Here is a 22,199-nt window from a genome sequence, read left to right as displayed (position 1 = left end):
ATTGGCGGTGACGATGCGCTGCTTTTATCTTCGATAGCGGCAGTCATCGGCTGTCGTCGCCAATTCACACTTTTCTGCCAGGTCAGCGGCGTGTACACTGGTGCTTCGGTATCAGGGCGTTAATGCGGGTACATTCAGAATACTTGTGGATGTACACACTTAGCAGAGTGAAGCTCAGAAACGCATTTAACAAACTGATATTTCTAAATACTTTTGTTTTGTATGTGCTCTTTCGTGTGGGGCACCACTGCAAATAAGGACATGAAATGCCTGTAATTACTCTTCCTGATGGCAGCCAACGCCATTACGACCACGCCGTTAGCCCGATGGATGTCGCTCTGGACATCGGCCCTGGTCTGGCAAAAGCCACCATCGCTGGGCGCGTGAACGGTGAACTGGTTGATGCATCCGACATTATTGAAAATGATGCCACGCTGTCTCTCATTACTGCAAAAGATGAAGACGGTCTGGAAATCATTCGTCACTCGTGTGCTCACCTGCTTGGACACGCTATCAAACAGCTGTGGCCTAACACCAAAATGGCGATCGGCCCGGTTATCGACAACGGTTTCTATTACGACGTCGATCTTGACCATACGCTGACCCAGGAAGACATCGACGCGCTCGAAAAACGTATGCACGAGCTTGCCGAGAAAAACTACGACGTCATCAAGAAGAAGGTCAGCTGGCATGAAGCTCGCGATACTTTCGTAAAACGTGGCGAAACCTATAAAGTTTCCATTCTTGATGAAAATATCGCGCATGATGACAAACCTGGTTTGTATCATCACGAAGAATACATCGACATGTGCCGCGGTCCGCACGTGCCGAATATGCGTTTCTGCCACTACTTCAAGCTGATGAAAACCGCAGGCGCCTACTGGCGTGGCGACAGCAACAACAAAATGCTGCAACGTATCTACGGTACGGCGTGGACGGACAAAAAAGCCCTGAATGCCTATCTGCAGCGTCTGGAAGAAGCGGCAAAACGCGACCACCGTAAAATCGGTAAGCAGCTTGACCTGTATCATATGCAGGAAGAAGCGCCGGGCATGGTCTTCTGGCATAACGACGGCTGGACCATCTTCCGTGAGCTGGAAACTTTCGTACGCTCCAAGCTGAAAGAGTACCAGTATCAGGAAGTGAAGGGCCCGTTCATGATGGACCGTGTGCTGTGGGAAAAAACCGGCCACTGGGACAACTACAAAGATGCGATGTTCACCACCTCTTCGGAGAACCGCGAATACTGCATCAAACCGATGAACTGTCCGGGGCATGTGCAGATCTTTAACCAGGGTCTGAAATCCTACCGCGACCTGCCGCTGCGTATGGCGGAGTTCGGTAGCTGCCACCGTAACGAACCGTCTGGTGCGCTGCATGGTCTGATGCGCGTACGCGGCTTTACTCAGGATGACGCCCATATCTTCTGTACGGAAGAGCAGGTGCGTGATGAAGTGAACGCGTGCATTCGTTTAGTCTATGATATGTACAGCACTTTCGGTTTTGAAAAAATCGTGGTCAAACTTTCAACGCGTCCGGAAAAACGTATCGGCAGCGATGAAATGTGGGACCGTGCAGAAGCGGATCTGGCCGTCGCGCTGGAAGAGAACAACATCCCGTTTGAATATCAACTGGGTGAAGGCGCGTTCTATGGTCCGAAAATTGAGTTTACCCTGTATGACTGCCTCGATCGTGCTTGGCAGTGCGGTACTGTACAGCTGGACTTCTCCCTGCCGGCTCGTCTGAGCGCCTCTTATGTGGGCGAAAACAACGAACGTCAGGTTCCGGTAATGATTCACCGCGCCATTCTCGGTTCACTGGAGCGCTTCATTGGCATCCTGACCGAAGAATTTGCCGGTTTCTTCCCAACATGGCTTGCGCCGGTGCAGGTTGTGGTGATGAATATTACCGATTCTCAGTCTGAATACGTTAACGAATTGACCCGTAAACTACAAAATGCAGGCATTCGCGTAAAAGCAGACTTGAGAAATGAGAAGATTGGCTTTAAAATCCGCGAGCACACTTTACGTCGTGTCCCTTACATGTTGGTCTGTGGCGACAAAGAGGTTGAAGCCGGCAAAGTCGCCGTGCGCACCCGTCGTGGCAAAGACTTGGGCAGCCTGGACGTAAACGAAGTGATTGAGAAGCTGCAACAAGAGATTCGCAGCCGCAGTCTTCAACAACTGGAGGAATAAGGTATTAAAGGCGGAAAACGAGTTCAAACGGCACGTCCGAATCGTATCAATGGCGAGATTCGCGCCCAGGAAGTTCGCTTAACTGGTCTGGAAGGTGAGCAGCTGGGTATTGTGAGTCTGAGAGAAGCAATCGAAAAGGCTGAAGAGGCTGGAGTAGATTTAGTTGAAATCAGCCCTAACGCCGAACCGCCAGTTTGTCGTATCATGGACTACGGCAAGTTCCTTTATGAAAAGAGTAAGTCTTCTAAGGAACAGAAGAAAAAGCAAAAAGTTATCCAGGTTAAGGAAATTAAATTCCGTCCTGGGACCGATGATGGCGATTACCAGGTAAAACTCCGCAGCCTGGTACGCTTTCTCGAAGATGGCGATAAGGCTAAGATCACGCTGCGTTTCCGCGGTCGTGAGATGGCCCACCAGCAGATCGGTATGGAAGTGCTTAACCGCGTCCGTGACGATCTGAGTGAACTGGCAGTAGTCGAATCCTTCCCTACGAAGATCGAAGGCCGCCAGATGATCATGGTGCTCGCTCCTAAGAAGAAACAGTAAGGCCTTCAAGTAGCAATGTCCGTGGAGCTTTCGGGCTTCACTGGCGTTGTTCGCCTATGTTTCGTTTATTAACAATGCGAAGTGGAAGTTATTAAGATGCCAAAGATTAAGACCGTACGCGGTGCTGCTAAGCGCTTCAAAAAAACCGGTGGTGGTGGATTTAAGCGTAAGCACGCAAACCTGCGTCATATTCTGACCAAAAAATCTACTAAACGTAAACGTCACCTGCGTCCAAAAGGCCTTGTTTCTAAAGGCGATCTGGGTCTGGTTATCGCGTGCCTGCCGTACGCATAAGCCGTTAACGTTTAATTTTTTTACTAAGAATATAGATACAGGAGAGCACATATGGCTCGCGTAAAACGTGGTGTAATTGCACGTGCACGTCACAAGAAAATTTTGAAACAAGCTAAAGGCTACTACGGTGCGCGTTCTCGCGTATACCGCGTTGCCTTCCAGGCTGTTATCAAAGCTGGTCAGTACGCTTATCGTGACCGTCGTCAGAAAAAGCGTCAGTTCCGTCAACTGTGGATTGCGCGTATCAACGCAGCAGCACGTCAGAACGGCATTTCTTACAGCAAATTCATCAACGGCCTGAAAAAAGCCTCTGTTGAAATCGACCGTAAGATCCTGGCTGACATCGCAGTATTCGACAAAGTAGCGTTCACCGCTCTGGTCGAAAAAGCGAAAGCAGCACTGGCATAAGCCAGTTGGAAGAGGGAGCTAGTCTCCCTCTTTTCATTTTAATCGCATCAAAACGTTGACATTTATTCCCGTAGCCCTTTCAATAAAGGTGTTACGACCCTTACCACACAAGGTAACGCAAGCATGAATGCTGCTATTTTCCGCTTCTTCTTTTACTTTAGCACCTGAATCCAGGAGGCTTGCGCGTGAAAGAAGAAACGAAAAATCAGCGCCAATAAGCCTCCGGATGGAGGCTTTTTTTGTATCTGAATTCGAGATTAAGTCCACCAAACCGGTGTCTGCACCGACATAATGAGGAAAACCATGTCACATCTCGCAGAGCTGGTTGCCAGTGCCAAGGCAGCCATTAACCAGGCTTCAGATGTTGCCGCGTTAGACAATGTCCGCGTCGAATATCTGGGCAAGAAAGGGCATCTGACCCTTCAGATGACCACACTGCGTGACCTGCCGCCAGAAGAGCGCCCGGCCGCAGGCGCGGTCATTAACGAAGCGAAAGAGCAGGTGCAGCAGGCACTGAACGCGCGTAAAGCCGATTTGGAAAACGCCGCGTTGAACGCCCGTCTGGCCGCAGAGACCATTGACATCTCCCTGCCGGGTCGTCGTATTGAGAACGGTGGTTTACACCCGGTAACGCGTACTATCGACCGTATTGAAAGTTTCTTCGGTGAGCTCGGCTTTACCGTTGCAACGGGCCCGGAAATCGAAGATGACTACCATAACTTCGATGCGCTGAACATCCCAACGCACCACCCGGCACGTGCTGACCACGACACTTTCTGGTTTGACGCCACCCGTCTGCTGCGTACCCAGACTTCCGGCGTACAGATCCGTACCATGAAAGATCAGCAGCCGCCAATTCGTATCATTGCGCCGGGCCGCGTCTATCGTAACGACTACGATCAGACCCACACCCCGATGTTCCATCAGATGGAAGGCCTGATTGTTGATAAAAACATCAGCTTTACCAACCTGAAAGGGACGCTGCACGATTTCCTGCGCAACTTCTTTGAGGAAGACCTGCAGATTCGTTTCCGTCCGTCCTACTTCCCGTTTACCGAACCGTCAGCGGAAGTTGACGTGATGGGCAAAAACGGTAAATGGCTGGAAGTGCTGGGCTGCGGCATGGTGCACCCGAACGTCCTGCGCAACGTGGGTATCGATCCGGAAGTTTACTCCGGCTTCGCCTTCGGTATGGGCATGGAACGTCTGACTATGCTGCGTTACGGCGTCACCGATTTACGTGCATTCTTCGAAAACGATCTGCGTTTCCTCAAACAGTTTAAATAAGGGCAGGGCAACATAATGAAATTCAGTGAACTGTGGTTACGCGATTGGGTTAACCCGGCTATCGACAGCGAAGCGCTGTCCGATCAAATCACCATGGCGGGTCTGGAAGTCGACGGCGTTGAAGCCGTGGCCGGCTCCTTCAATGGCGTGGTAGTGGGTGAGGTCGTTGAATGCGCCCAGCACCCGAATGCGGACAAACTGCGCGTTACAAAAGTTAACGTGGGCGGCGAACGTCTGCTGGATATCGTCTGTGGCGCGCCGAACTGCCGCCAGGGTTTGAAAGTTGCGGTCGCGACTATTGGCGCCGTACTGCCGGGCGACTTCAAAATTAAGGCCGCTAAACTGCGCGGTGAACCGTCAGAAGGGATGCTGTGCTCCTTCTCCGAGCTGGGCATTTCCGACGATCATAGCGGTATTATCGAGCTGCCGGCCGACGCGCCGCTGGGTACCGATATCCGTGAATACCTGAAGCTTAACGATAACACTATCGAAATCAGCGTGACTCCGAACCGTGCCGACTGCCTGGGCATCATTGGCGTTGCCCGCGACGTTGCGGTGCTGAACAAGCTGCCGCTCAACGCGCCGGAAATTGCGCCAGTAGCGGCAACCATCGCTGATGTGATGCCGATTGACGTAGAAGCAGCCGATGCCTGCCCGCGCTATCTGGGCCGAGTGGTCAAAGGTATCAACGTGAAAGCGCCAACCCCGCTGTGGATGAAAGAAAAACTGCGTCGTTGCGGTATTCGATCCATCGATGCCGTGGTTGATGTCACCAACTACGTCCTGCTGGAACTGGGTCAGCCGATGCATGCGTTCGATAAAGATCGCATTGAAGGCGGCATCAAAGTGCGCATGGCGAAAGAGGGCGAAACGCTGGTGCTGCTGGACGGCTCTGAAGCCAAACTTAGCGCCGACACGCTGGTGATTGCCGATCATAACAAAGCGCTGGCGATGGCCGGTATCTTTGGTGGCGAGCATTCTGGGGTGAATGATGAAACCCAGAACGTGCTGCTGGAGTCGGCGTTCTTCAGCCCGCTGTCCATCACCGGACGCGCACGTCGTTATGGCCTGCATACCGATGCGTCTCACCGCTACGAACGTGGTGTTGACCCGGCGCTGCAGTACAAAGCCATGGAACGCGCTACCGCGCTGCTGATTGAACTGTGCGGCGGCGAAGCGGGTCCGATTGTTGACGTTACCCACGAAGCCTCACTGCCGAAGCGTGCAACTATCACGCTGCGTCGCAGCAAGCTGGATCGCCTGATTGGCCATCACATTGCCGATGACCAGGTGACGGATATCCTGACCCGTCTGGGCTGTGAAGTGACCGTCGGTAACGACCAGTGGCAGGCGGTTGCGCCAACCTGGCGTTTCGATATGGAGATTGAAGAAGATCTGGTTGAAGAAGTGGCGCGTGTTTACGGCTACAACAGCATCCCGAACGAGCCGGTACAGGCCGGTCTGGTGATGGGTAGCCATAAAGAAGCCAATCTGTCGCTCAAACGCGTCAAAACCATGCTTAACGACAAAGGCTACCAGGAAGTGATCACCTACAGCTTCGTGGATCCGAAGGTCCAGCAGCTGGTGCACCCTGGTGAAGAAGCGCTGATTCTGCCAAGCCCGATTTCCAGCGAAATGTCCGCGATGCGTCTGTCTCTGCTCACCGGCCTGTTGTCGACGGTGGTTTATAACCAGAACCGTCAGCAGAACCGCGTGCGTATTTTCGAGACTGGCCTGCGCTTTGTTCCGGATACGCAGGCTCCGCTGGGTATTCGCCAGGACGTGCTGCTGGGCGGCGTGATTTGCGGTAACCGCTATGACGAACATTGGAATCTGGCGAAAGAGACCGTTGATTTCTACGATCTGAAGGGCGATTTGGAATCCGTTCTCGACCTGACCGGTAAATTGTCTGAAATTGAGTTCAAAGCGGAAGCCAACCCGGCCCTGCATCCAGGCCAGTCCGCCGCCATTTATTTGCACGGTGAACGTATTGGTTTCATTGGTGTTATCCACCCGGAACTGGAACGTAAACTGGACCTGAACGGCCGTACGCTGGCGTTTGAACTGGAGTGGGACAAGCTCGCAGACCGCGTGGTTCCTCAGGCGCGTGACGTTTCTCGCTTCCCGGCAAACCGTCGTGATATCGCCGTCGTTGTGGCTGAAAATGTGCCTGCGGCAGATATTTTAAACGAATGTAAGAAAGTTGGCGTAAATCAGGTAGTTGGCGTAAACTTATTTGACGTGTACCGCGGTAAGGGTGTTGCGGAAGGCTATAAGAGCCTTGCTATCAGCCTGATTCTACAAGATACCAGCCGTACACTCGAAGAAGAGGAGATTGCCACTACCGTTGCCAAATGCGTAGAGGCATTGAAAGAGCGATTCCAGGCATCATTGAGGGATTGAACCTATGGCGCTTACAAAAGCTGAAATGTCAGAATATCTGTTTGATAAGCTTGGGCTTAGCAAGCGGGATGCCAAAGAACTGGTGGAGCTGTTTTTTGAAGAGATCCGTCGTGCTCTGGAAAACGGTGAACAGGTTAAGCTGTCCGGTTTTGGCAACTTTGATCTGCGTGACAAAAATCAACGCCCGGGACGTAACCCAAAAACGGGTGAAGATATTCCCATTACAGCCCGGCGTGTGGTGACCTTCAGACCAGGACAGAAGTTAAAAAGCCGGGTCGAAAACGCAACACCCAAAGAAGAGTAATTCTGCACTAACTAAAAAGGCCGCTGATGCGGCCTTTTTCTTTTCTGTGCGGCATTGTCACCGTAAAATCAACCGCTTCTCTACGGGCTGACGGATAACTATGCAGGTTTACGTACATCAACAGCAGCGGCGCAACCGCCGCTGGCTTGTCGGGCTGTCTCTGGCGCTACTGTGTATGCTGGCGATCAGCCTTTGCGCGGGTGAGCGCTGGATCCCGCCCGGCGAATGGCTGACCGCAAAAGGCCAGCTGTTTATCTGGCAGATTCGCCTGCCGCGAACCGCCGCCGTACTGTTGGTGGGGGCCGCGCTGGCCCTTTCCGGCGCAGTGATGCAGGCGTTGTTTGAAAACCCGCTCGCCGAGCCGGGGCTGCTGGGCGTCTCTAACGGCGCGGGCGTCGGACTTATCGCGGCGATTATGCTCGGCCAGGGCAGCCTGCCGGGATGGGCTCCCGGGCTTGCGGCCATTGCCGGTGCGCTGGTGATTACCGCGATTCTGATGCGCTTCGCGCGTCGTTACCTGTCGACCAGCCGGCTGTTGCTGGCGGGGGTGGCGCTAGGGATTATCTGCAGCGCCATCATGACTTGGGCCGTCTATTTCTCGACCTCGTTCGATCTGCGTCAATTAATGTATTGGATGATGGGCGGTTTTGGCGGCGTGGACTGGCAGCAGGTGTGGCTGATGATTGCACTATTGCCGGTGATTATCTGGGTCTGCCTGCAATCACAGCCTCTGAATCTGCTGGCGCTGGGGGAAACGTCTGCCCGCCAGCTGGGCGTGCCTATCGCATTCTGGCGCAAGCTGCTGGTGATGGCGACCGGCTGGCTGGTCGGCGTGAGCGTCGCGCTGGCTGGGGCGATTGGGTTTATCGGTCTGGTGGTGCCGCACATGCTGCGCCTGTGCGGTCTGACCGATCACCGGGTGCTGCTGCCTGCCAGCGCGCTGGCGGGAGCCTGTACGCTGCTGTTTGCCGACATTGTCGCGCGACTGGCGCTGTCGGCGGCGGAACTGCCAATTGGCGTGGTGACGGCGACGCTCGGCGCGCCGGTGTTTATCTGGCTGCTGCTCAGGTCAGGACGCTACGCGTGAATGAAAAGGCTTGCCGTCGGGCTAGCCTATCTGTCTATTATTAAAGACCGGGCGATAAGACCCCCTAACACGCTGAAATGAGGATGCTATGCAAACCACGATTCTGAACACCCCCGTGACCACCATTGACGGCGAGAACACGACCCTGGAACGCTATCAGGGCAAGGTCCTGCTGATTGTTAACGTGGCGTCGAAGTGCGGCCTGACGCCGCAGTACGAACAGCTGGAGGCGCTGCAAACGTCATTGCAGGATGAAGGCTTCACCGTGCTGGGCTTTCCCTGTAATCAGTTCCTGGGCCAGGAACCGGGCAGCGAGGAAGACATTAAAATCTTCTGCAGCACGACTTACGGCGTAACTTTCCCGCTGTTCAGTAAAATTGAAGTGAACGGTGCAACGCGTCATCCGCTGTACAGTTTGTTGACGCGCCTGGCGCCGGTTGCCATTGCGCCGCAGGGGAGCGGCTTTTATGAGCGAATGGCGAGCAAAGGACGTGCGCCCGCGCATCCTGGTGACATCCTGTGGAACTTTGAGAAGTTCCTGATTGGCCGTGACGGACGCGTTATCGATCGTTTCTCCCCGGATATGACGCCGGACGATCCGATTCTGACGGCGGCAATTAAGCAGGCTATCGCCGAGCTATGACCACGTTGATGCAGCTTCAACACGTCGGCGAAGGTGTCCGTCTTCAGGACTTCAGCGCCGATGTGGCGCGCGGGGAAATCGTGCATCTGGTCGGGCCGAATGGCGCCGGGAAAAGCACGTTGCTGGCCAGAATGGCCGGTCTGCACCGCGGTAAGGGCGAGATTACGTTGAACGCGCAGCCGCTGGAGGCATGGCCTGCTCCCGAGCTTGCGCGCCACCGAGCCTATCTCTCCCAGCACCAGACGCCGCCTTTTGCCATGCCCGTCTGGCAATTTCTGATGCTGCATCAGCAGGGGGGGCAGCACTCGCCGCTTGCCGTCCATATTACCGATGCGCTGGGGCTGAAAAACAAGCTTGCACGCAACGTTAATCAGCTTTCCGGCGGTGAATGGCAGCGCGTCAGGCTGGCGGCGGTGATGCTGCAAATTCACCCCGCAGCGAATCCGGACGGGCAGCTGCTGTTGCTCGATGAGCCGATGAACAGCCTCGACGTATCCCAGCAGGCGGCGCTGAACAAAATGTTGGATGAACTCCGCGCCGCAGGCGTGGCTATCGTAATGAGCAGCCACGATCTGAACTACACGCTACGCCATGCCGATCGCGTGTGGCTATTATGCCAGGGGCGATGCATTGCCCGTGGTGAAACTGAAAATGTAATGCAGCCGAAGAATTTAGCTGTAGCGTATAATATGCATTTTCAGCGGCTGGACATTGCCGGTCATCAAATGCTCATTTACGATGAAGTCGGCGAAAATTAATCCAACTCCGCTTATCGGGGCGCGGATTGCTTGCCAGCCAATACGCAATGGATATAATTTATTGGCTGAATAAAAAAATAGAGGATTCGCTGGATATGCGTTTCTGGGCTCTTTTTCTCGTCGCATTCATTTTAGCAGGGTGCAGTAGCCATCGTGCACCGCCGCCGAATCCCCGGCTTGCGGATTCGATCACCGTGATTGCCAGCTTAAACGATCAGCTGCAAAACTGGCACGGTACGCCATATCGCTATGGCGGAATGAATCGTCGCGGCGTTGATTGTTCTGCGTTTGTGCTGGTGACGTTCCGTGATAAATTCGAAATGCAGTTACCGCGCGAAACGCGACAGCAGGCGAAAATTGGCACCGAAATAGACAAAGACGATCTGCTGCCCGGCGATCTGGTGTTCTTCAAGACCGGAGCAGGTGAGAGCGGGCTTCATGTCGGTATCTATGACACCGATAACAAATTTATCCATGCCTCTACCAGCCAGGGCGTGACGCGATCGTCGCTTAACAACGTCTACTGGCAGAAAAACTTCTGGCAGGCCAGGCGAATTTAATCGAAAAGAAAAGGAGGCGAAATGCCTCCTTTTCTTTTTATAGACGGCATAAATTTAATTAATCCGCCCGTATTATTCTGATTTTGTTAGGCGAGATCATAGAACTTCAGGTTGATTGTGTTAATCCATTACTTTCGATTACAATCATTATGATCCAGTGACGGACTATAAAAATAAAAAGGGACCGATGAAAGGAATAACCACCACATTCACTACCGTAGGTTTTTTGCTTTGTGACGTCAGGAACCCGGACATGACTTTTAGTGAAGGGCAGTCGCAATGATGGTATCGCTGGATAATACGTATTGTTCTCAATTGTTTTTCCTACCCGCGAGAAATAGCGACGGGCAGCTTGTCGGTCTGAAAATTGTCAGCCAGTTTAGCGGTATTGATAACGACATCCGCATTCCCACCGGCCTGGTGCTGCCGCGCCTGACGCCGCAGCAAGAAATCACTCTCTTCGAGGAAAAGCTGGCGCTGCTGAACAACTGCCAGCTGTTCTTTCTTCAGCACAATCTCAAAGCCTGGATAACGATCCCCCCTAGCCTCGTAGACGTGCTGCTGGCCGATGCTGAACTGGCCGCCAGCGCTCAGCGTTTTCCGTTTCTCGAATTAGCCGTCAGTGAAAGTTTCCCAGGGCTGAATCAAATAGACGATCAGCATCCGCTGGCGCAGCTGAGCCTGTACTTTCCATTGGTCTTAAGCGACTTTGGGTCCGGTGATGCCTCTACCCGGGCGGTGTTTAGCGGGCTGTTTAGCCGTGTCGTACTCGACCGCAACTTTGTACAGCGGCAGGCGAGATCTGCGTCATTTGAGCCGTTTATGCGCGCTATCGTGACGCAGATCCAGCCTTACTGTCAGGGAATCATGATTTCCGGCGTCGATGACGACAATACGCGTCAGCGCGTCGCGTCCTATGGCTTTAGCGGTATGCTCGGCAGCCTGTGGCCTGTCGTTGCCGAATCCTCCCTCATCACCCTCGTTCAACAATAACCCTGCTCTTACCCGGGTGTTTAACGTACAGTAACCCAATACACTACGGGCAGGAGGAACCATGAACCTGTCATTTAACACCCGCTGGCGCGACGAGCTGCCAGGTTTTTACACAGCGCTACGGCCCACGCCGCTGCATAACGCTCGCGTTATCTGGCACAACGCACCGTTGGCGCAAGAGCTTGAGATACCGGAATCACTCTTTACCCCTGCACAGGGCGCTGGCGTCTGGGGCGGTGAAGCGCTGCTGCCGGGCATGTCGCCGTTGGCCCAGGTCTACAGCGGTCATCAGTTTGGCGCATGGGCCGGTCAACTGGGTGACGGGCGGGGTATTTTGCTTGGTGAACAGCAGCTGTCGAATGGCCGCACGGTTGACTGGCACCTCAAGGGCGCAGGGCTGACGCCGTATTCACGTATGGGCGACGGCCGCGCGGTGTTACGCTCAACTATCCGCGAAAGTCTGGCTTCTGAGGCGCTGCATTATCTGGGTATTCCCGGTACTCGCGCGCTGACGATAGTCACCAGCGATACGCCGGTGTACCGTGAAACGGTCGAGTCCGGTGCGATGCTGATGCGCATTGCCGAAAGCCATATTCGTTTCGGGCATTTCGAGCATTTCTACTATCGCCACGATATCGACAGTGTGCGTACGCTGGCAGACTTCGCCATCCGCCATTACTGGCCGCACTTGCAGCATGAGGCCGACGGCTACGCACTGTGGTTCCAGGATATTGTCGCCCGCACCGCGCGGATGATTGCCCGTTGGCAAACGGTCGGCTTTGCCCATGGGGTGATGAATACGGACAACATGTCGATTCTGGGGCTGACGCTGGACTATGGTCCGTTCGGTTTCCTCGATGACTATCAGCCCGCCTTTATCTGTAACCATTCCGATCATCAGGGCCGCTACCGCTTCGATAACCAGCCCGCCGTAGGGCTGTGGAACCTTCAGTGCCTGGCGCAGGCGCTGTCTCCGCTGATTGCGGTCGATACGCTTAATGCGGCGCTCGACGACTATCAGACGGTGCTCTTCCGCGAGTACGGTCAGCGAATGCGCCGTAAACTGGGGCTGTTTAGCGAAGAAAATGGCGACAACGATCTGCTGAATGGATTGTATGCGCTGATGGAGCGCGAGGGCAGCGACTACAGCCGAACCTTCCGTCTGCTTAGCGAAACTGAGCAGCATAACGGCGCCTCGCCGCTGCGCGATGAGTTTATCGATCGTGCGGCGTTTGACACCTGGTTTACGCAGTATCGCGCGCGCTTACAGCAAGAGCAGGTTGATGATGCGCAGCGTCAGCAGGCGATGAAGCAGGCCAATCCTGCCATTGTGCTGCGAAACTGGCTGGCCCAGCGGGCGATTGAGCAGGCGGAGAAGGGGGACTATCAGGAACTGCATCGCCTGCACGATGCGCTTCGCGATCCGTGGTGCGATCGTGACGACGAATACAGCCGTCGTCCGCCGGACTGGGGCAAACGACTGGAAGTCAGCTGTTCAAGCTAAGGGCTATTGGCTGCGCCAGCAAACGGCGGCGCAGCTATTTCGTCAGTATCAGTTTTCCTGCCTGAGTTTGACGCAGCAGATAGCGCTGCTCACCGTGTTCAATGATTAACCTGCCTTCCTGGCCCAGCAGCGTTTTACTGTCGACCCGGCGGTCGTTGGGTAGGGGATGAGGAGTATGATCCTTTTGCGGTTCCTGCGTTGCGCACGTATCCATTTGCGTTATTTAATAATGAAAATTAATGTAACAATGATAACTATTATCAATATTCAATAAGTTAACCGCAAGTCTTATTTATTACGCAAATGAACGGCAGGAGGGAAAACACCCGCCGATGTCCGGCGGGCGGGGGCATTACAGGCGAGTCGCGACCGCTGCGGCCAGTTTTTCCAGCAGCAGTTCCGTATCTTCCCAGCTCAGGCACGGATCGGTAATCGACTGGCCGTAGGTGAGGGGCTGGTCGGCAACAATTTTTTGCGTCCCTTCACGCAGGAAGCTTTCCGCCATGATGCCGGCAATAGCCGACGAACCGTTGCGGATCTGCTGACAAATATCGTCACACACTTCCAGCTGGCGACGATGCTGCTTCTGGCAGTTACCGTGGCTAAAGTCGACCACCAGATGCTCCGGTAGATCGAACTGATGCAGCGTGTCGCAGGCGACGGCAATATCATCGGCATGGTAGTTTGGTTTTTTACCCCCACGCATAATGATATGACCATACGGATTCCCGCTGGTCTGGTAGATAGTCATCTGGCCGTTTTTATCCGGCGACAGGAACATATGGCTGGCGCGGGCGGCACGGATGGCATCGACGGCAATGCGGGTGTTACCGTCGGTACCGTTTTTAAAACCGACCGGGCAGGAGAGCGCTGAGGCCATTTCCCGGTGAATCTGGCTTTCGGTGGTGCGCGCGCCAATGGCGCCCCAGCTGATCAGGTCAGCAATAAACTGGCCGGTAACCATATCGAGAAACTCGGTTGCCGTCGGCACGCCGAGGGTATTCACCTGGAGCAGCAGTTTACGTGCCAGCTCAATGCCGTGGTTTACGCGGTAACTGCCGTTGAGATCCGGGTCGGAAATCAACCCTTTCCAGCCCACCACGGTGCGCGGTTTTTCAAAATACGTGCGCATCACAATTTCCAGCTCACCCTGGTGCTTTTCACGCAGAACCTGAAGACGGCGGGCGTAGTCCATTGCCGCATCCAGATCGTGAATTGAGCAGGGGCCGACGATCGCCAACAGACGACGATCTTCACCGTTGAGAATTTTTTCAATACGCTGGCGTGATGCGGTGACATGAGCCGCAACTTCAGGTGATACGGGGTGTCGCTGAGCAAGTTCAGCAGGCGTAATCAGGCTCTCAATTCGAGCGGTACGCAATTCATCGGTCTTATTCATGGAAGTCTCAGAAATTTGTTGCTTCGTCGGCCAAAATGCCGAGAAGTGATGCACATCACGATAAACCAATCTGCGCTTAATTCAAGCGTGGCAGGTGATGTGCGCTCAATCACAAAGCCATGATAAACAAAATTGCTGCATTGTACTAGTGTATTAGTACATTCTGCGGCTTAATCCCATGATGTCCATGATTTTGGTAGCAATTTCTTCGACTGAGTAATTGGTGCTGTTGATCCAGGGGATCTGATTACGACGATACAGTGCCTCAACCTCAGCGACCTCCATCCGGCACTGGCGCATTGACGCATAGCGACTGTTCTCACGGCGCTCTTCACGGATTGCCGCCAGCCGTTCAGGGTTAATGGTCAGACCAAACAGTTTATGCTGTAGCGGCTTTAACGAGGCGGGCAGGACGAGGTTGTCCATGTCATCGGCAATAAACGGATAGTTGGCGGCGCGAATACCAAACTGCATCGCCAGATAAAGGCTGGTCGGTGTTTTGCCGCAGCGCGAGACGCCAAGCAAAATGACCTGCGCCTGATCGAGGTTGCGTAATGAGATGCCGTCATCGTGCGCCAGCGTGTAGTCAATGGCGGCAATACGCGCATCGTACTTGGTCAGATTACCGGGGGTGAGGCCGTGGGTTCGATGGGCAATCGGCGTAGGATCAAGCTGAAGTTCCTCCTGAAGCGGGGCCACCAGCGCCTGCACGATATCCTGACAAAACCCTTCACATTGCAGAATAATGTCACGAATTTCAGGAATAACGATCGAATAGAACACTAACGGGCGCACGCCCGTTTGCTGATAGATGGCGTCTATCTGTTCCTTCACCGCCCGTGCGCGGCTTTCGCTTTCGATAAAGGGCAGGGTAATGCTGTTGATCGCCACCGGGAACTGTGACATCACCGCATGACCGAGCACTTCGGCGGTGATCGCGGTACCGTCGGAAATATAAAATACCTGCCTGTCGACTGCGTTATCCATATTGCTTGACTCCCGTTAATTGCCTGAAAGGGTAAATTAAATTTAAACACAAGCCGCTCATCTTTGTCTTAAAAATAAAAATGAAATGGTATTTTTATTTTTAATGAAATGGTCGTTTCAATTTCCAAAAGCTGCCAATAGACCGCTGGTTACTGTGCCTTTTCAGGCTAATCAGTAGGTTATGAATAATCAGGAATCAATCCTAAAAAGTAAAAAAATAATTTGCTTACACGATTCACCGTTTTTTTCAGCGGTTTAAATATGCCAAGATATTTTGAGTAGTCAGTCGTTTCTTATCACTGCTTCTTTAAATCAAAAAAGGATTGTCTCGATGTCCAACAATGGCTCGTCACCGCTGGTGCTTTGGTACAACCAACTCGGCATGAATGATGTAGACAGAGTTGGAGGCAAAAATGCCTCCTTGGGTGAAATGATTACTAATTTGTCCGGAATGGGCGTATCCGTGCCCAACGGATTTGCCACCACTGCCGATGCGTTTAATCAGTTTCTCGACCAGAGCGGCGTGAACCAGCAGATTTATCAACTGCTGGATAACACCGATATTGACGACGTTACCGCTCTGGCGAAAGCCGGCGCGCAGATCCGCCAGTGGATCATCGACACTCCTTTCCAGAGCGAACTGGAAGAGGCTATTCACGAAGCCTATAACCAACTGGCCGCCGATAACGCCAACGCCTCCTTCGCCGTGCGTTCCTCCGCCACGGCGGAAGATATGCCGGACGCCTCGTTTGCTGGCCAGCAGGAAACCTTCCTGAACGTGCAGGGCTACGATGCTGTACTCGTGGCGGTGAAACATGTGTTTGCGTCACTGTTTAATGACCGCGCGATCTCATACCGCGTTCACCAGGGCTATGACCACCGGGGCGTTGCGCTTTCTGCAGGCGTGCAGCTGATGGTCCGCTCCGATCTGGCGTCTTCCGGCGTGATGTTCTCGATTGATACCGAATCTGGCTTCGACCAGGTGGTGTTTATCACCTCCGCGTGGGGGCTGGGTGAAATGGTGGTGCAGGGCGCGGTGAACCCGGATGAGTTCTACGTGCACAAGCCGACGCTGGCCGCGGGTCGCCCGGCGATTGTACGTCGTACCATGGGGTCGAAAAAGATCCGTATGGTCTACGCACCTACGCAGGAGCATGGCAAGCAGGTGCGTATTGAAGACGTGCCGCAGCAGCAAAGCGATATTTTCTCGCTGACCAACGATGAAGTGCAGGAGCTGGCGAAGCAGGCTGTACAGATCGAAAAACACTACGGCCGTCCAATGGACATCGAGTGGGCGAAAGACGGCCACACCGGCAAGCTGTTTATCGTTCAGGCGCGTCCTGAGACCGTTCGCTCTCGCGGGCAGGTGATGGAGCGTTACACGCTGCACTCGCAGGGGCGCATCGTTTCTGAAGGGCGTGCTATCGGCCACCGCATCGGAGCGGGCCCGGTAAAAGTCATTCAGGACATCAGTGAAATGAACCGCATTCAGCCGGGCGATGTGCTGGTGACCGACATGACCGACCCGGATTGGGAGCCGATCATGAAAAAAGCGGCGGCGATCGTCACCAACCGCGGCGGGCGTACCTGCCACGCGGCGATTATCGCCCGTGAGCTGGGGATCCCGGCGGTGGTTGGCTGCGGCGATGCCACCGAGCGTATGAAGGATGATGAAAAGGTCACCGTTTCCTGTGCCGAAGGCGACACCGGATACGTCTACGCCGATCTGTTGGACTTCAGCGTGAAAAGCTCCAGCGTGGACACCATGCCGGACCTGCCGTTGAAGGTGATGATGAACGTCGGTAACCCGGATCGCGCGTTTGACTTTGCCTGCCTGCCGAACGAAGGCGTGGGGCTGGCGCGTCTGGAGTTCATCATTAACCGCATGATTGGCGTGCACCCGCGTGCGCTGCTGGAGTTTGATGACCAGGAGCCGAAGCTGCAAAACGAAATCCGCGAGCTGATGAAAGGCTTCGACTCGCCGAAAGAGTTCTACGTCGGCCGTCTGACGGAAGGGATCGCGACGCTGGGCGCGGCATTCTATCCGAAGCGCGTTATCGTGCGTCTGTCTGACTTTAAGTCGAACGAATACGCTAACCTGGTCGGTGGCGAGCGCTACGAACCGGAAGAGGAAAACCCGATGCTGGGCTTCCGCGGTGCCGGTCGCTACGTGTCGGAAAGCTTCCGCGACTGTTTCGCACTGGAGTGCGATGCGGTGAAACGCGTGCGTAACGAAATGGGCCTGACCAACGTTGAAATCATGGTGCCGTTCGTACGTACCGTAGAGCAGGCGAAAGCGGTGGTTGATGAACTGGCGCGTCAAGGGCTTAAGCGCGGTGAAAACGGGCTGAAGATCATTATGATGTGTGAGATTCCGTCCAACGCCCTGCTGGCCGAACAGTTCCTTGAGCACTTCGATGGCTTCTCTATCGGTTCAAACGATATGACGCAGCTGGCGCTGGGCCTGGACCGTGACTCCGGCGTTGTGTCTGCGCTGTTCGACGAACGCAATGACGCGGTGAAAGCGCTGCTGTCGATGGCGATCCGCGCGGCGAAGAAACAGGGCAAATACGTAGGTATCTGCGGCCAGGGGCCGTCTGACCACGAAGACTTCGCCGCCTGGCTGATGGAAGAAGGGATCGACAGCCTGTCGTTAAACCCGGACACCGTCGTGCAAACCTGGCTGAGCCTGGCTGAACTGAAAAAATAACGCTGCGGTAACGCGCAAATCCCGGGTCAATGCACCCGGGATTTTTTTATCGGTCAGGAGTTGCGGCCGATCACACTTCTCCAGAAAAACCAAATATCGTAAATCTGCAGGCAATTTCAACAATTGTTCCCCACCGGTCACTTCTGAATACTGAGACTTATACCTTGTGCTTACCTGAATGTTTTCGGGTATTTATCAGCGAATCAGGAGCGTGGCTATGACCCCGATTTACAAAGACCCTCAACGTCCCATCAAGGAACGCGTTGCCGATTTACTGGCGCGAATGACTCCGGAAGAGAAGTACGCTCAGATGCATGCCTGGTGGCTGGTGCTGTCACCCGACGGCAATCATCGCGAACGTACCGACATGAGCGATGAGTTTGCGGGCGTCAGCGAACAAACCGCGCTGAGCGAGCGGCTCAAGCTGGGCGTTGGGCAGATCACCCGTCCGTTAGGCACCCACATTGTCGATGCCAGAACCGGCGTGCGCGCGGCGAACCGCCTGCAAAAAATGCTGATGGAAGAGACGCGGCTGGGGATCCCTGCGCTGTTCCACGAAGAGTGTCTGGTCGGCCTGTTGTGTAAAGACGCCACGCTGTTCCCGTCATCATTAAACTACGGCTCCACCTGGGACCCTGAGTTGGTCAAACGCGCCGCGCAGCAAATTGGCGAGGAAGCCCGCTCGACCGGCTGTAAGCAGGGGCTTGCGCCGGTGCTGGATGTCTCCCGCGACGTGCGATGGGGGCGGACGGAAGAGACCTTCGGCGAGGACCCGTGGCTGGTGGGCGTGATGGCCTGCGCCTACGTTGAGGGATTACAGGGCGAAAAACGTGACGTGCTGGCAACGTTAAAACATTATGTCGGTCACTCCTTTAGTGAAGGGGCGCGCAACCATGCGCCGGTTCATCTTGGTTTCCGGGAGCTGAACGATACCTTCCTGTTACCGTTTGAAATGGCGGTGAAACGTGCCAACGCCGGTTCGGTGATGCCCGCATACCACGACATTGACAATCAGCCGGGCCACAGCGACCGCTTCCTGCTGACCACGGTTCTGCGCGAGCGCTGGGGCTTTGACGGCATTGTGGTTGCCGATTACGGCGGCGTTAGTCTGCTGCACCAGCACCATGGTGTCTCTCACGATCCGGCTGAGTCGGCGGCGCTGGCATTTAATGCCGGTCTCGACGTTGAGCTGCCGAAGGACGATTGTGCGCGTCATTTAGCCGAGGCGGTGGCTCGTGGGCTGATTACGCCAGAAAAGATTGATGAGATTGTCGCAAGGACGTTAACGGAGAAATTCCGCCTGGGGCTGTTTGAGCATCCTTACACCGACGAACACGCCATCTCACTGCAATCGGCGACCACGCGTCAGGTGGCGCGTGAGGTCGCGACCCGCTCGATGACGCTGCTTGAGAACCGGGATGCGCTGCCGCTGTCCGGCCAACAGACCGTGGCGGTCGTTGGTCCTACGGCAGACGATCCGCTGGCGCTGCTTAGCGGCTATAGCTTCCCGGTGCATCTGATCATCAGCGATATGGTTGAGAAAACATCGCAGGTGACCACGCCGCTGGTGGCGCTGCGCGATTATCTTGGCGCAGACCGCGTACGTTACGCGAAAGGTTGCCACATCATTGAGCAACGGATGGCAGGCGCGCCGGTCTTCCCGGGCGACAGTTCTGGCAAACCGATGCAGTCTTCTCCCGTTTCGCAGGATCTGAGCCTGATTGCGGACGCGGTGCGCGCTGCGCAAGAAAGCGATGTGGTCGTTGCCTGCGTGGGCGATCTGGCCGGTCTGTTTCAGAGCGGCACGGTGGGGGAAGGGTCAGATACCGACAGCCTGAATTTGCCTGGCGTACAGCAGCAGCTGCTACAGGCGTTGGTCGATACCGGCAAGCCGGTCGTGGTGGTGATGACCGGTGGACGGCCATACAGCCTCCAGGGGCTGGAAAGCAAGGTCGCTGCGCTGATGCTGGCGTGGGCGCCTGGACAGGAAGGCGGCTGGGCCATTGCCGATGCGCTTACCGGGCGCGTCGAACCGCAGGGGCGCCTGGTGGTGAGCGTGCCTAAAAGTGCGGGCGCGATGCCGTTTTACTATAACCACAAGCTCAAAAGCGGCGGTACGCCGTTTGCGTTTCACTTTGGCGCGCGTTACCCCTTCGGCTACGGAAAAGGTTGGGGTGACTTCCAATTTGGAACGCCGGAGCTAGCGGAATCACAGGTGGCGATCGACGGCGAAATTGCCCTGCGGGTGACGGTAACCAACCGCGCCGATCGCCGCGGTAGCGAGGTGGTGCAGCTGTATGTGCGCGACAAGGTCGCCAGCCTGGTGCGTCCCCTGCAGGAGCTCAAGGCTTTCCAGCGCGTCACCTTAGCGCCGGGTGAGCAGGCAACGCTGACCTTTACGCTGCCGGTCGATATGCTCAACTTCACCTCTTATGAAGGCCAGCGTATCGTCGAACCGGGCGAATTTGAGCTGCAGGTAGGGCGCTCATCAGCGGATATTCAGGGGCGTGTAACGGTGTCGGTCATCGGTCAAACCCGGGTTCTGTCGTCAGACTGGGAAATGATGAGCCGCTGTGAAGTGGGGTATTAATCAGCTGCCCGGATGTTACGCATCCGGGTCATTACTGTGTCACAGGTAAAAAAAAAGGCCCATCGTGGGAGATGGGCAAAGACTACACACAGCAATTCTTAGTTTCACTCAGGGGATATATAAATCAAGGGGTTGATTTAATGTCTTGACGTTAATAGTAAGCATTGCCTTTTTTACCGTCGATCGGATTCGTCTCAATAGTTAAATAAATGTGAATAATATCCGGGATATGTCGCAGTTCAGAGGGGATAGAGCGGGGCGAGGGGGCGCATTAAATCAGCGTCGCTTAACTAACAAGGCGGGTTTCCCCGCCTTTGACGTGCTTATGGTTTCGGATAGTTATTCTTTTCCAGCTCGCTGAGCTCTTCCAGAACGTCATCCGGGTCAGTCGATGGCGGGGGAACTTCGTGCAGCCAGGCATCAAACAGACGCCACGAAACGGCCAGCAGTACCGGCCCGATAAACAGGCCAATCATACCAAAGGCGACCAGGCCGCCGATCACGCCGGAGAGAATCAGGATCATCGGCAGGTCGGCACCCATGCGAATCAGCATCGGGCGAATGACGTTATCCATGGTACCTACCACGCAGCTCCACACCAGCAGCACCGTGCCCCAGGTGGTGTCCCCGGTCCAGTAGAGCCAGATAATACATGGCACTAACACGATCAGCGGCCCAAGCTGCACCAGGCAGGAGAAAATCATCACGACGGTCAGCAGCGTTGCGTAGGGTACGCCAGAGATACCCAGGCCAATCCCGCCCAGCACGGCCTGTACCAGCGCCGTGACCACTACGCCCAGCGCGACCGCGCGAATCGCCTGGCCGGCCAGCAGCACCGCCGCATCACCGCGCTTGGCAGCGAGGCGGGTCGCAAAATAACGCATCCCGAAAGCGACCTTTTCCCCCTGCCAGTACAGCAGGGCGCTAAACAACAGCATCAGCCCGCTGTGCAGCAGGAACCGACCCACGTGGGCCGCTTGACCGACAAACCACGTGGTTGTGGTGCCGATATAAGGGCGAACCTTTGCCATCAGCGCGGTGCCGCCCATATCGAGCAGGCTGTGCCAGCCGCTGTACAGGCGATCGCCGATAAACGGAATGCTGTTCAGCCAGGCGAGGTCCGGCAGGGTTAAGGTGCCGCTGGTGATGGCGTGAATCAGCGGCGTGCTGCCATCAACCAGGCTGTTGACCAGCAGCGCAATCGGAATAACGAACAGTAAAAAAAGCAGTAACGTCATGACCAGCACGGCAAGGCCGCGTCGGCCAAAAAGTACGCGCTGGAACCAAAGCAGCACCGGCCAGGTGGCAATGACGATGGTCGCCGCCCAGGCGAAGCCCAGAATAAACGGCTGAACAATCCATAAACAGGCGATGATCATCAGCGCTAAAAACAGCACCGATAGCAGTATTTGTGGAATATCACGAGGCCGAGGGATGGTGTTCATAAATGCGTTTTACCTTCTGTTGCTCGTCAGCGGACTGACGCAGCGTAAATCCGTTCATTGATAGCAATATCAATAAATTCCCGGCG

20 protein-coding genes, 1 other RNA gene and 1 other annotated feature are annotated in these 22,199 nt (G+C 54.9%); of the genes, 16 read left to right on the top strand and 5 right to left on the bottom strand.

What is annotated here, in order from left to right; all coding sequences use genetic code 11:
- The first annotated feature begins 266 nt into the window (after nt 1–266).
- From thrS to selO, 14 genes are all read left to right on the top strand, one after another.
- The gene (gene thrS, locus H7R76_RS12205) at nt 267–2,195 is read left to right on the top strand and encodes a threonine--tRNA ligase (RefSeq protein ID WP_106929228.1); all 1,929 of its coding nucleotides are present in this window, start codon (nt 267–269) and stop codon (nt 2,193–2,195) included.
- 3 nt (nt 2,196–2,198) lie between these two features.
- The gene (gene infC / locus H7R76_RS12200; RefSeq protein WP_071845866.1) at nt 2,199–2,741 is read left to right on the top strand and encodes a translation initiation factor IF-3; all 543 of its coding nucleotides are present in this window, start codon (nt 2,199–2,201) and stop codon (nt 2,739–2,741) included.
- Nucleotides 2,742–2,837: 96 nt separating this feature from the next.
- Complete coding sequence (gene rpmI, locus H7R76_RS12195) at nt 2,838–3,035, top strand: 50S ribosomal protein L35 (RefSeq protein WP_003030583.1); 198 nt, start codon at nt 2,838–2,840, stop codon at nt 3,033–3,035.
- A 51-nt stretch (nt 3,036–3,086) separates the two neighbouring features.
- A complete protein-coding gene (rplT, locus tag H7R76_RS12190) occupies nt 3,087–3,443 on the top strand; it encodes a 50S ribosomal protein L20 (protein ID WP_013366084.1) in 357 nt (118 codons plus the stop codon).
- Between the two features lie 118 nt (nt 3,444–3,561).
- Nucleotides 3,562–3,686: a sequence feature (Phe leader region), on the top strand.
- Nucleotides 3,567–3,611, top strand: coding sequence for a pheST operon leader peptide PheM (gene pheM, locus H7R76_RS12185; RefSeq protein WP_001386830.1), 45 nt, complete (start codon nt 3,567–3,569; stop codon nt 3,609–3,611). Its footprint overlaps the feature before it by 45 nt.
- Before the next feature lie 60 nt (nt 3,687–3,746).
- Nucleotides 3,747–4,730 carry a phenylalanine--tRNA ligase subunit alpha gene (pheS, locus tag H7R76_RS12180; RefSeq protein WP_106929226.1) on the top strand — a complete coding sequence of 328 codons (984 nt, stop codon included), beginning with the start codon at nt 3,747–3,749 and terminating at the stop codon, nt 4,728–4,730.
- 15 nt (nt 4,731–4,745) lie between these two features.
- Entirely contained in the window at nt 4,746–7,133 is a 2,388-nt protein-coding gene (pheT, locus tag H7R76_RS12175) for a phenylalanine--tRNA ligase subunit beta (protein WP_182928994.1), read from the top strand.
- Nucleotides 7,134–7,137: 4 nt separating this feature from the next.
- Nucleotides 7,138–7,437: an integration host factor subunit alpha gene (ihfA, locus tag H7R76_RS12170; RefSeq protein ID WP_003030571.1), complete on the top strand. Its 300-nt coding sequence runs from the start codon at nt 7,138–7,140 to the stop codon at nt 7,435–7,437.
- 100 nt (nt 7,438–7,537) lie between these two features.
- The gene (gene btuC, locus H7R76_RS12165; protein WP_182928993.1) at nt 7,538–8,524 is read left to right on the top strand and encodes a vitamin B12 ABC transporter permease BtuC; all 987 of its coding nucleotides are present in this window, start codon (nt 7,538–7,540) and stop codon (nt 8,522–8,524) included.
- Nucleotides 8,525–8,612: 88 nt separating this feature from the next.
- Nucleotides 8,613–9,167, top strand: coding sequence for a glutathione peroxidase (locus tag H7R76_RS12160; RefSeq protein WP_106929220.1), 555 nt, complete (start codon nt 8,613–8,615; stop codon nt 9,165–9,167).
- On the top strand, nt 9,164–9,925 hold the full coding sequence (gene btuD / locus H7R76_RS12155; protein ID WP_182965323.1) for a vitamin B12 ABC transporter ATP-binding protein BtuD: 762 nt from the start codon (nt 9,164–9,166) through the stop codon (nt 9,923–9,925). The genes H7R76_RS12160 and btuD overlap by 4 nt, the downstream gene beginning before the upstream one ends.
- Before the next feature lie 95 nt (nt 9,926–10,020).
- Nucleotides 10,021–10,485, top strand: coding sequence for a C40 family peptidase (locus H7R76_RS12150; RefSeq protein ID WP_106929238.1), 465 nt, complete (start codon nt 10,021–10,023; stop codon nt 10,483–10,485).
- Between the two features lie 279 nt (nt 10,486–10,764).
- Nucleotides 10,765–11,478, top strand: coding sequence for an EAL domain-containing protein (locus tag H7R76_RS12145; RefSeq protein ID WP_182965321.1), 714 nt, complete (start codon nt 10,765–10,767; stop codon nt 11,476–11,478).
- Nucleotides 11,479–11,539: 61 nt separating this feature from the next.
- Nucleotides 11,540–12,982 (top strand): protein adenylyltransferase SelO, encoded by a 1,443-nt coding sequence (gene selO / locus H7R76_RS12140; protein ID WP_182965319.1) that lies wholly within the window; start codon nt 11,540–11,542, stop codon nt 12,980–12,982.
- 34 nt (nt 12,983–13,016) lie between these two features.
- Here selO and hemP read toward each other — a convergent pair whose 3' ends face one another.
- The 3 genes from hemP to ppsR all read right to left on the bottom strand — a co-directional run bounded on the left by hemP (nt 13,017) and on the right by ppsR (nt 15,368).
- Nucleotides 13,017–13,196 (bottom strand): hemin uptake protein HemP, encoded by a 180-nt coding sequence (gene hemP / locus H7R76_RS12135; protein WP_106929212.1) that lies wholly within the window; start codon nt 13,194–13,196, stop codon nt 13,017–13,019.
- Between the two features lie 138 nt (nt 13,197–13,334).
- The gene (gene aroH, locus H7R76_RS12130) at nt 13,335–14,381 is read right to left on the bottom strand and encodes a 3-deoxy-7-phosphoheptulonate synthase AroH (RefSeq protein ID WP_106929210.1); all 1,047 of its coding nucleotides are present in this window, start codon (nt 14,379–14,381) and stop codon (nt 13,335–13,337) included.
- A gap of 153 nt (nt 14,382–14,534) precedes the next feature.
- Entirely contained in the window at nt 14,535–15,368 is an 834-nt protein-coding gene (ppsR, locus tag H7R76_RS12125) for a posphoenolpyruvate synthetase regulatory kinase/phosphorylase PpsR (protein WP_106929208.1), read from the bottom strand.
- Between the two features lie 331 nt (nt 15,369–15,699).
- Here ppsR and ppsA point away from each other — a divergent pair, with 331 nt between their 5' ends.
- Nucleotides 15,700–18,078, top strand: coding sequence for a phosphoenolpyruvate synthase (ppsA, locus tag H7R76_RS12120; protein WP_106929206.1), 2,379 nt, complete (start codon nt 15,700–15,702; stop codon nt 18,076–18,078).
- Between the two features lie 217 nt (nt 18,079–18,295).
- Nucleotides 18,296–20,668 (top strand): glycoside hydrolase family 3 N-terminal domain-containing protein, encoded by a 2,373-nt coding sequence (locus H7R76_RS12115; protein WP_106929204.1) that lies wholly within the window; start codon nt 18,296–18,298, stop codon nt 20,666–20,668.
- 47 nt (nt 20,669–20,715) lie between these two features.
- Here H7R76_RS12115 and rprA read toward each other — a convergent pair.
- Together rprA and ydiK are read right to left on the bottom strand one after the other, a co-directional pair.
- An RNA gene (gene rprA, locus H7R76_RS12110) (antisense sRNA RprA) lies at nt 20,716–20,815 on the bottom strand.
- 176 nt (nt 20,816–20,991) lie between these two features.
- Nucleotides 20,992–22,113 (bottom strand): AI-2E family transporter YdiK, encoded by a 1,122-nt coding sequence (gene ydiK / locus H7R76_RS12105; protein WP_106929202.1) that lies wholly within the window; start codon nt 22,111–22,113, stop codon nt 20,992–20,994.
- Between the last annotated feature and the right edge of the window lie 86 nt (nt 22,114–22,199).

It is taken from the genome of Klebsiella sp. WP8-S18-ESBL-06, assembly GCF_014169755.1.
GTDB lineage: Bacteria > Pseudomonadota > Gammaproteobacteria > Enterobacterales > Enterobacteriaceae > Kluyvera > Kluyvera ascorbata_B.
This window is presented reverse-complemented; position numbering and strand designations above follow the sequence as displayed.

Excerpts from the sequence above, each read along its gene's own strand:
- aroH (WP_106929210.1), bottom strand. The coding sequence starts at position 14,381 with ATGAATAAGACCGATGAATTGCGTACCGCTCGAATTGAGAGCCTGATT.
- H7R76_RS12150 (WP_106929238.1), top strand. The coding sequence starts at position 10,021 with ATGCGTTTCTGGGCTCTTTTTCTCGTCGCATTCATTTTAGCAGGGTGC.
- btuC (WP_182928993.1), top strand. The coding sequence starts at position 7,538 with ATGCAGGTTTACGTACATCAACAGCAGCGGCGCAACCGCCGCTGGCTT.
- rplT (WP_013366084.1), top strand. The coding sequence starts at position 3,087 with ATGGCTCGCGTAAAACGTGGTGTAATTGCACGTGCACGTCACAAGAAA.
- ppsR (WP_106929208.1), bottom strand. The coding sequence starts at position 15,368 with ATGGATAACGCAGTCGACAGGCAGGTATTTTATATTTCCGACGGTACC.
- H7R76_RS12115 (WP_106929204.1), top strand. The coding sequence starts at position 18,296 with ATGACCCCGATTTACAAAGACCCTCAACGTCCCATCAAGGAACGCGTT.
- ihfA (WP_003030571.1), top strand. The coding sequence starts at position 7,138 with ATGGCGCTTACAAAAGCTGAAATGTCAGAATATCTGTTTGATAAGCTT.
- btuD (WP_182965323.1), top strand. The coding sequence starts at position 9,164 with ATGACCACGTTGATGCAGCTTCAACACGTCGGCGAAGGTGTCCGTCTT.
- hemP (WP_106929212.1), bottom strand. The coding sequence starts at position 13,196 with ATGGATACGTGCGCAACGCAGGAACCGCAAAAGGATCATACTCCTCAT.
- thrS (WP_106929228.1), top strand. The coding sequence starts at position 267 with ATGCCTGTAATTACTCTTCCTGATGGCAGCCAACGCCATTACGACCAC.
- pheT (WP_182928994.1), top strand. The coding sequence starts at position 4,746 with ATGAAATTCAGTGAACTGTGGTTACGCGATTGGGTTAACCCGGCTATC.
- rpmI (WP_003030583.1), top strand. The coding sequence starts at position 2,838 with ATGCCAAAGATTAAGACCGTACGCGGTGCTGCTAAGCGCTTCAAAAAA.
- H7R76_RS12160 (WP_106929220.1), top strand. The coding sequence starts at position 8,613 with ATGCAAACCACGATTCTGAACACCCCCGTGACCACCATTGACGGCGAG.
- H7R76_RS12145 (WP_182965321.1), top strand. The coding sequence starts at position 10,765 with ATGATGGTATCGCTGGATAATACGTATTGTTCTCAATTGTTTTTCCTA.
- ydiK (WP_106929202.1), bottom strand. The coding sequence starts at position 22,113 with ATGAACACCATCCCTCGGCCTCGTGATATTCCACAAATACTGCTATCG.
- ppsA (WP_106929206.1), top strand. The coding sequence starts at position 15,700 with ATGTCCAACAATGGCTCGTCACCGCTGGTGCTTTGGTACAACCAACTC.
- selO (WP_182965319.1), top strand. The coding sequence starts at position 11,540 with ATGAACCTGTCATTTAACACCCGCTGGCGCGACGAGCTGCCAGGTTTT.
- pheS (WP_106929226.1), top strand. The coding sequence starts at position 3,747 with ATGTCACATCTCGCAGAGCTGGTTGCCAGTGCCAAGGCAGCCATTAAC.